Origin of the sequence: Burkholderia sp. BCC1985, assembly GCF_905339915.1 — a bacterium.
In the GTDB taxonomy this organism is placed as follows: Bacteria; Pseudomonadota; Gammaproteobacteria; order Burkholderiales; family Burkholderiaceae; genus Burkholderia.
Window position 1 is genome coordinate 95,269 of the sequence record NZ_CAJPGY010000025.1, and the last position, 6,790, is coordinate 102,058.

Here is a 6,790-nt window from a genome sequence, read left to right on the forward strand (position 1 = left end):
CGGCGCCCTTCGCGCCGCATCGTCGCCGCTGAAACGACACGGCCCGCCCGGCATCGCTGCCGGGCAGGCCGTTTTCATCGACGCGCGTTCGTCACGCGCCGCCGAGGCGGCAGCCGCTCCTTACTTGTTCGGCTGCGGCGTGAGGCGCAGGTACGGCCGCACGGCGTTGAAACCCTTCGGGAAGCGTTTCTTCAGCTCTTCCGGATCCTGCAGCGACGGCACGATCACGACGTCGTCGCCGTCCTTCCAGTTGCCGGGCGTCGCGACCTTGTAATTGTCGGTCAGCTGCAGCGAGTCGATCACGCGCAACACTTCGTCGAAGTTACGGCCGGTGCTGGCCGGATAGGTGATAGTGAGCCGCACCTTCTTGTTCGGGTCGATCACGAACAGCGAGCGCACCGTCAGCGTTTCGTTCGCGTTCGGGTGGATCATGTCGTACAGCTGCGAAACCTTGCGGTCCGCGTCGGCGATGATCGGGAAACCGACCACGGTCGACTGCGTTTCGTTGATGTCGTTGATCCAGCCCTTGTGCGATTCGACGCCGTCGACCGACAGCGCGATCACCTTCACGTTGCGTTTCTCGAATTCGCCCTTCAGCTTCGAGGTCAGCCCGAGTTCAGTCGTGCACACCGGCGTGTAATCGGCCGGGTGCGAGAACAGGACACCCCAGCTGTCGCCCAGCCACTCGTGAAACTTGATGGGGCCCAGGCTCGATTCCTGCTCGAAATCCGGTGCGATGTCGCCAAGACGCAGACTCATGATGTTCCCTCCTCGAACGATGCTGGTTGAAACCGCGCGCTGGATGGCGCGGGACAGTCCATCAGCTTACGGGAAGCAATGAGACATGCGAACGATTATTACGTTTGATATTCATACTTTTTTGTCATTTTTGCCGGGTGGCGGCGCGGCACGAATGGCGCCCAGGGAAACTTTTCGTATCGTCTGAAGCTCTGTTGACGATTACGAGTCGTTTACCATGCAGTCTTGCACTGCCGCCGTTTATTTGTCCCGGCTCGCCAGCGGGCAGGCGTTTCGCTAGGATGTGAACCTGCAGCATGACAGCATGAAGGGAGTTGCAATGTCGGAAATCAACAAGGAGAAACTGATGTCGGATATCAAAACCGTTCTCGCGGACGCCGAGGATCTGCTCAAGCAAGCGGCGAGCAGCACGGGCGACCGTGCGGCCGAACTGCGCGAAAAAGCCCTGTCGCGCCTGAAGCAGGCCAAGGAAAAGGCAACCGACGTCCAGGTCGTGGTGGTCGAAAAAGGCAAGAAGGCCGCGCGCGCGACCGACGACTACGTGCACGAGCATCCGTGGACGTCGATCGGCGTCGCCGCCGGCGTCGGCGTGTTGATCGGCCTGCTGATCAACCGCAAGTAACGCGCTCGGCGCCGTTCCGCCCCATGCGCCGCCCGGTGCGGCACATGGGCGCCGAAGCCGGCCGGCGGTTCGCCGCCGGCCAGCTTTGACCTAGACGCTCACTGCGCGCGCAAGCGCCTTATTCATGACGACAGACACCCACTCGCAGCCGTCCGGCCAGGGACCGTTGCGCCGCTTCGTCGGCTCCGCGATCGGCCTGCTGCAGACGCGCCTCGAACTGGTCGGCATCGAACTCGCCGAGGAGAAGGAACGCCTGATGGGCGTGCTGTTCCTCGGGCTCGCGGCGATGATGCTCGCGACGATGGCGCTCATCAGCCTGACCGTGCTCGTCACGATCGCGTTCTGGGACACCTACCGGTGGCAATCGCTCGCGGTCATCACCGCGCTGTACGCGATCGCCGGTATCGCATGTGCGCTGAAGGCGCGCACGGGCCTGCGCGAGGCGCCGACCGTGTTCGAAGCAACGCTCGCCGAGCTCGAGAAAGACCGCGAGGCTTTCCGCGGCAAGCCGTGAACGCAGTCGCGTTCACCCCTCTCACCTACTTCGCCGACGCGCCATGAGCCAGAACGTCACGGGCCACTCGCCCCGCCCCCATTCGTCGCGATCGAAGTGGAGCGCGTCGCAGCATCGCGCGCTCCGCAAGGAATTGCTGATCCTGCGATCCGAGGTCGAGCGGCTCGAGCTTGCCGAAGCCGCCGCCGAAATGCGCCACGCCGTCACGCGCTTCAGTTGGCTCAAGGTGTTCATCCCCGGCCTGTCGAGCGGCAAGTTGAGCCAGTCCGCCAAGAACCTGAACGCGAACCTCGGCCAGCTCGTCAATCAGTATCCGATGCTGAGTTCGCTCGCGTCGCTCGTGCTGGCGAAACCCATTCGATCGCTGCTGCGCGCGAGCGCGGGCCCCGCGCTGAAGTGGGGCACCGTCGGCTTCGCCGCGTGGGAGTTCTACCGGATCTGGAAACAGTCGCGCGATGAACGCGCAATGGCCGCGAACGACGACTGATGCGCAACGACGGGCGTGCACGGCCATCCGGCGGTGCGCGTTTTCCGTGCGTGATCGGACGATCGGGTAATCGGGCGATCAGCGCACGCCCCAGCATGTCCGCTCCAGTGTCTCGGACGCTGCGTCGCTCGATCCCGTATTGCCTTTCGTGCCGTCCGAACGCAGCGTGAATGCGCCGCATGCATCGGCACGCATCGGGCCTGCCTCGAGCGGGTTCGCAACGAGTTCGTAGACGACCTGCGCATCGTCGCCGACCGATCGTTTCAGCCCCACGCGGTAAATCGCCTGCCCGTCCGGCGGTGCCTGTGCGTATGCATCCGGCAACGTCTGCGGCGCCGGGCCGTCGAGCGTTTCGAGATATTGAGCGGCGCGATACAGCGCGGCAACCGCGGACGCGCGATGCATGCGCGCGACATGTTCGCGATATGACGAGACGCCCCACGCGGCCAGCACGGCGACGATCGCAAGCACGATCATCAGTTCGAGCAACGTGAACGCCGCCAACCGGCGCAGCAATCCAGGCGCTTTCATCGATGCACCGCCGCGACGCGACGCCAGCGCTGCGCCACGATGCGTCCGTCGCGCAGCGCGACCTGGCTCTGCAGCCAGACCACGCTCGACGCATGGCCGCCGACACCACGCGCGGTGACGAGGTAAGCGCGACTCCCTTGCGGACCGACGCCTCGCCAGGCTTCGATCAGGCAACGCGGCGGCTGGGCCGCCATCGGCCAGGAGGCGAAGCCCAGCGCGGGCGTACGCCGCCATGCATCCGGCTCGCCGGGTGACAGGGGTTCGTCCATGTACGGCGCCCCGCCGCGGAGCAATCGCGCGGTACAGGCGGCCAGCGCTGCGTCGGCCGCGTGAAATGCAATCAACCGGTCCGACAATGCACGCGTGCGGCGCGATTCCGTCAGCGCGGATTCGAACCATGTACCGGTCAGCGCGGCGACCGCCGCGCCGACAGCGATCACGGCAGGCAATGCAAGGCCCGCGTCGCGACGCCAGCCGCGGCTGGCGGATGGAAAGCGTGCGCGCGTCGTTCTTCCGCTCAGCATGAGGCCCTCACCGCATGTTGCGAGTCGAAGAAAGCAACGATGCGCCCCCTTGCGCGGACGGCCGCGATTCGCATCGCAAGCTCGCCGACGAATCCGGTTGCATGGATCATCGCGCTACCTCGTGGTCCTGCGCCGCGTCGCGGACGGGATCCGCGAATGCGACCGCGGCATTGCGCAACGCGACGATTCGATGCAGCACCAGATGCGCGCGATCGTCCCGCGAAACGGCCGTGCGGCCGTCGCAATCGACATGACGCGCGGGCCCGTACATCGGTTCGCCACGCGCCCGCACGCATACGTGCACGGCGACGACATCGCGCCAGTCGCCGGCGCCCATCGCGTCCGCGTCGACGAACCGCGCGCCTGCGCGACGCAGGTAACGGACCCGCAGTTGATCGATGCCGGACATGACGGGTTGCGGCGTACCCGGGCGCCCGCTTCCCTCGCAGTACAACTCGGGCTCGCCCGTCGACGGGCTGACACGCGCGTCGAAACGGTTTTCCACGAGCGTCCGCTCACCGGGAGCGCCGACACCCTGCCCGAGACAATCCGACACCTGTGCACCGACCGTCGGCCACGTCGACACGGCATCGCCGACATACCGAACCAGCACCGCATCCGACGCTGCGCGCACGGCTTCGCAGCGCACCTGCGCGCCATCGCCTCGCACGCGCCCCGCGGAACAACCGAACACCGGCGGCAGCGATGACGCCCCTTCGACATCGAGCGGACGAAACCCGGCCATCTGGATCTGCTGGCCGATCAGCATCAGCGCGGTCGCGGCCGCATCGCGCATCCGAAACCCGTCTTCCGCGCGCCGCTGCGCGATGCGCTGGGCGTGGTACAGCGCACCGGCCGCGGCAAGCACGAGCAGGCCGACGGTCATCGCGATCAGCACTTCGAGCAGCGTATGCGCGCGGCTGCGGCGATCAGCGTTCGTCCGCATCGGCATGGGCCTCCCGAAACGGTATTCGCACGCACGACGCCGGCTTGACCGTCGCCCCCGCACCTTCACATCGCGTGGAAGTCGCCGCGTAGGCGTTGGTGTCGCGCCAGCCGACCACCACGTAGCGGACACCGACCGGCCCATCGTCGAGCGTCATCGTGCCGCCGGGCAGCGATGCAGCCGCGAGCGCCGCGATGCCGTCGTCGGCGCCCGTCGCCGCACGCCGGCGCTCGATGCGAGCGTCGGCCAGCCACAGCGCGCGTTCACGCCAGATCGTCGCCCGCTGCGCGCGCGTCATCGCGAGCTGACTGCCGGCCACGGCCAGCATCACGGTTGCGAGCAACGCGATGGCCAGCACCGCTTCGAGCAGCGACGTGCCGCGCATCGACTTGCGCGCGCACTTCATGCCGCGTCGCAACGACCGGCGACGACGCGTGCCCGACCGCCCGCCGCGATCCGGATGCAGCGCGACACGCGTGCGTCGTCGCCGGGCAGCGCACGCTGCGGACGCAATTCGAAACGCCGGATCCCGCCGATCACCTGGCCTGCCGACGGCGCAAATGCCAGATCGTGCGCCGCGCCCGCGATAGCGACGTCGGCATCGCGCGGATAGCGCCGCAGCACGCGCGACCGCCCGTCGAACTGCCCGCTGACGATCCAGCCGCACGACCATTCGGCCGGTTCGCACCGCTCGCCCGAACGCACGCAGTCGCCATCGCGCCCGGCCCTGCACAGCGTGACACGCACGCCGAGACGCGTCGCCTCGGTGCGCGCGAACGACAGCGCACCGAGCAACGCGAGCGAGCGGGCCTCCACGCGTTCGCGCATGCGCCACTGATCGAATGCGGGTGCGGCGTAAAGTCCGATCGCGGCTGCCAGCGCGATCGCGACCATCAACTCGACGAGCGTGAAGCCGCCGCATCGCATGCGTTTTTCAACACCCTGCCGGTGCAGTCCCATCGCGCTCGCCCTCCGTCAACGTGATGCGTCGACTGTAGCGACGCGAGCGAACGCGCGCCATTAGCCGAACGGCCGACTGGCGACATGCGATCGCAGCCGACACAATCGGCGCGAACTGAACCCACGGAGAAGACGATGAACGGACGCAGCGCGTCAGCGCTTACGCGGAGGCTTGGAGGGGGACGCGCGACGGAACTCTTCGATCACGTCGGCAAATTCGGAAACGTCCTCGAACCGGCGGTAAACCGACGCGAAACGGACATAGGCGATCGTATCGAGGCCGCGCAGCTCGTTCATCACGAGTTCGCCGAGCTTCTCGCTACGCACTTCACGCTCGCCGGTTGCGAGCAGCTGATATTCGATGCGGGCGACCGCCGCGTCGATCGCGTCAGCCGCAACCGGCCGCTTGCGCAGCGCGAGTTGCATGCTGGCGACGATCTTGCGACGGTCGAATTCCGTGCGGCTGCCGTCCTTCTTCACGACGGCCGGCAGGTTCAGCTCGACCCGTTCGTACGTCGTGAAGCGCTTGTCGCAAGCCGAGCAACGACGGCGCCGACGAATCGCGGCGCCATCTTCGGACACGCGCGAGTCGACGACCTGCGTGTCCTCATGCCGGCAGAACGGGCAGCGCATGCCGGATCAGCGATAGACCGGGAAACGCTTGGTCAGCTCGGCCACTTGCGCGCGCACGCGCTCGATCGTCGCTGCATCTTCCGGGTTCTCGAGCACGTCGGCGATCAGGTTGCCGACCTGCTCGGCTTCCGCCGTGCCGAAGCCGCGCGTCGTCATCGCCGGCGAACCGAGGCGGATGCCGCTCGTCACGAACGGCTTTTCCGGATCGTTCGGGATCGCGTTCTTGTTCACCGTGATGTGCGCCGCACCGAGTGCCGCTTCCGCTGCCTTGCCCGTGATGTTCTTCGCGCGCAGGTCCACCAGCATCACGTGGCTTTCGGTGCGCCCCGACACGATCCGCAGGCCACGCTTGACCAGCGTTTCAGCCAGCACGCGTGCGTTCTCGACCACCTTCTGCTGATATTCCTTGAACTCCGGCGACAGTGCTTCCTTGAACGCCACCGCCTTGCCGGCGATCACGTGCATCAGCGGGCCGCCCTGGATACCCGGGAAGATTGCCGAGTTGATCTGCTTCTCGTACTCGGCCTTCATCAGGATCACGCCGCCGCGCGGGCCGCGCAGGCTCTTGTGCGTCGTCGTCGTGACGAAGTCCGCGTGCGGCACCGGGTTCGGGTACACGCCCGCTGCGATCAGGCCGGCGTAGTGCGCCATGTCGACCATCAGGTACGCGCCGACCGACTTCGCGATCTTCGCCAGACGCTCGAAGTCGATCTTCAGCGCGAACGCCGATGCGCCCGCGACGATCAGCTTCGGCTTGTGCTCGTTTGCCAGCTTCTCGGCCGCGTCGTAGTCGATGTCTTCCTGCTCGTTCAGC

11 protein-coding genes are annotated in these 6,790 nt (G+C 66.7%); 3 read left to right on the forward strand and 8 right to left on the reverse strand.

From position 1 onward, the window contains the following. Positions 1-120: 120 nt before the first annotated feature. Positions 121-759 (reverse strand): peroxiredoxin, encoded by a 639-nt coding sequence (locus U4Z31_RS24350; protein ID WP_034182833.1) that lies wholly within the window; start codon positions 757-759, stop codon positions 121-123. Between the two features lie 319 nt (positions 760-1,078). Between U4Z31_RS24350 and U4Z31_RS24355 the strand changes: the two genes are divergently transcribed. The 3 genes from U4Z31_RS24355 to U4Z31_RS24365 all read left to right on the forward strand — a co-directional run bounded on the left by U4Z31_RS24355 (position 1,079) and on the right by U4Z31_RS24365 (position 2,382). Then, a complete protein-coding gene (locus U4Z31_RS24355) occupies positions 1,079-1,381 on the forward strand; it encodes a DUF883 family protein (RefSeq protein WP_044844101.1) in 303 nt (100 codons plus the stop codon). Between the two features lie 124 nt (positions 1,382-1,505). Then, positions 1,506-1,895: a phage holin family protein gene (locus tag U4Z31_RS24360; protein ID WP_044844100.1), complete on the forward strand. Its 390-nt coding sequence runs from the start codon at positions 1,506-1,508 to the stop codon at positions 1,893-1,895. Positions 1,896-1,938: 43 nt separating this feature from the next. Then, a complete protein-coding gene (locus U4Z31_RS24365) occupies positions 1,939-2,382 on the forward strand; it encodes a DUF3318 domain-containing protein (protein WP_124488708.1) in 444 nt (147 codons plus the stop codon). A 78-nt stretch (positions 2,383-2,460) separates the two neighbouring features. On the opposite strand, the gene U4Z31_RS24370 is transcribed toward U4Z31_RS24365, so the two are convergent. The 7 genes from U4Z31_RS24370 to glyA all read right to left on the reverse strand — a co-directional run. Next, positions 2,461-2,913 carry a type IV pilin protein gene (locus U4Z31_RS24370; protein WP_321811575.1) on the reverse strand — a complete coding sequence of 151 codons (453 nt, stop codon included), beginning with the start codon at positions 2,911-2,913 and terminating at the stop codon, positions 2,461-2,463. Further along, positions 2,910-3,437: a hypothetical protein gene (locus U4Z31_RS24375; protein WP_321811576.1), complete on the reverse strand. Its 528-nt coding sequence runs from the start codon at positions 3,435-3,437 to the stop codon at positions 2,910-2,912. Before U4Z31_RS24375 ends, U4Z31_RS24370 begins: the two co-directional genes overlap by 4 nt. Positions 3,438-3,543: 106 nt before the next feature. Beyond that, positions 3,544-4,383, reverse strand: a complete 840-nt coding sequence (locus tag U4Z31_RS24380) for a PilW family protein (RefSeq protein WP_321811577.1) — start codon at positions 4,381-4,383, stop codon at positions 3,544-3,546. Next, positions 4,367-4,789 (reverse strand): hypothetical protein, encoded by a 423-nt coding sequence (locus U4Z31_RS24385; protein WP_321811578.1) that lies wholly within the window; start codon positions 4,787-4,789, stop codon positions 4,367-4,369. Before U4Z31_RS24385 ends, U4Z31_RS24380 begins: the two co-directional genes overlap by 17 nt. Then, on the reverse strand, positions 4,786-5,343 hold the full coding sequence (locus U4Z31_RS24390) for a GspH/FimT family pseudopilin (protein WP_321811579.1): 558 nt from the start codon (positions 5,341-5,343) through the stop codon (positions 4,786-4,788). Before U4Z31_RS24390 ends, U4Z31_RS24385 begins: the two co-directional genes overlap by 4 nt. Positions 5,344-5,496: 153 nt before the next feature. Next, positions 5,497-5,976, reverse strand: coding sequence for a transcriptional regulator NrdR (nrdR, locus tag U4Z31_RS24395; protein ID WP_006760615.1), 480 nt, complete (start codon positions 5,974-5,976; stop codon positions 5,497-5,499). A 6-nt stretch (positions 5,977-5,982) separates the two neighbouring features. Then, on the reverse strand, positions 5,983-6,790 hold an 808-nt coding region (gene glyA / locus U4Z31_RS24400), incomplete at its 5' end, for a serine hydroxymethyltransferase (RefSeq protein ID WP_321811580.1).

Coding starts and splice junctions, on each gene's coding strand:
- U4Z31_RS24350 (WP_034182833.1), bottom strand. CDS start 759: ATGAGTCTGCGTCTTGGCGACATCGCACCGGATTTCGAGCAGGAATCG.
- U4Z31_RS24355 (WP_044844101.1), top strand. CDS start 1,079: ATGTCGGAAATCAACAAGGAGAAACTGATGTCGGATATCAAAACCGTT.
- U4Z31_RS24360 (WP_044844100.1), top strand. CDS start 1,506: ATGACGACAGACACCCACTCGCAGCCGTCCGGCCAGGGACCGTTGCGC.
- U4Z31_RS24365 (WP_124488708.1), top strand. CDS start 1,939: ATGAGCCAGAACGTCACGGGCCACTCGCCCCGCCCCCATTCGTCGCGA.
- U4Z31_RS24370 (WP_321811575.1), bottom strand. CDS start 2,913: ATGAAAGCGCCTGGATTGCTGCGCCGGTTGGCGGCGTTCACGTTGCTC.
- U4Z31_RS24375 (WP_321811576.1), bottom strand. CDS start 3,437: ATGCTGAGCGGAAGAACGACGCGCGCACGCTTTCCATCCGCCAGCCGC.
- U4Z31_RS24380 (WP_321811577.1), bottom strand. CDS start 4,383: ATGCGGACGAACGCTGATCGCCGCAGCCGCGCGCATACGCTGCTCGAA.
- U4Z31_RS24385 (WP_321811578.1), bottom strand. CDS start 4,789: ATGAAGTGCGCGCGCAAGTCGATGCGCGGCACGTCGCTGCTCGAAGCG.
- U4Z31_RS24390 (WP_321811579.1), bottom strand. CDS start 5,343: ATGGGACTGCACCGGCAGGGTGTTGAAAAACGCATGCGATGCGGCGGC.
- nrdR (WP_006760615.1), bottom strand. CDS start 5,976: ATGCGCTGCCCGTTCTGCCGGCATGAGGACACGCAGGTCGTCGACTCG.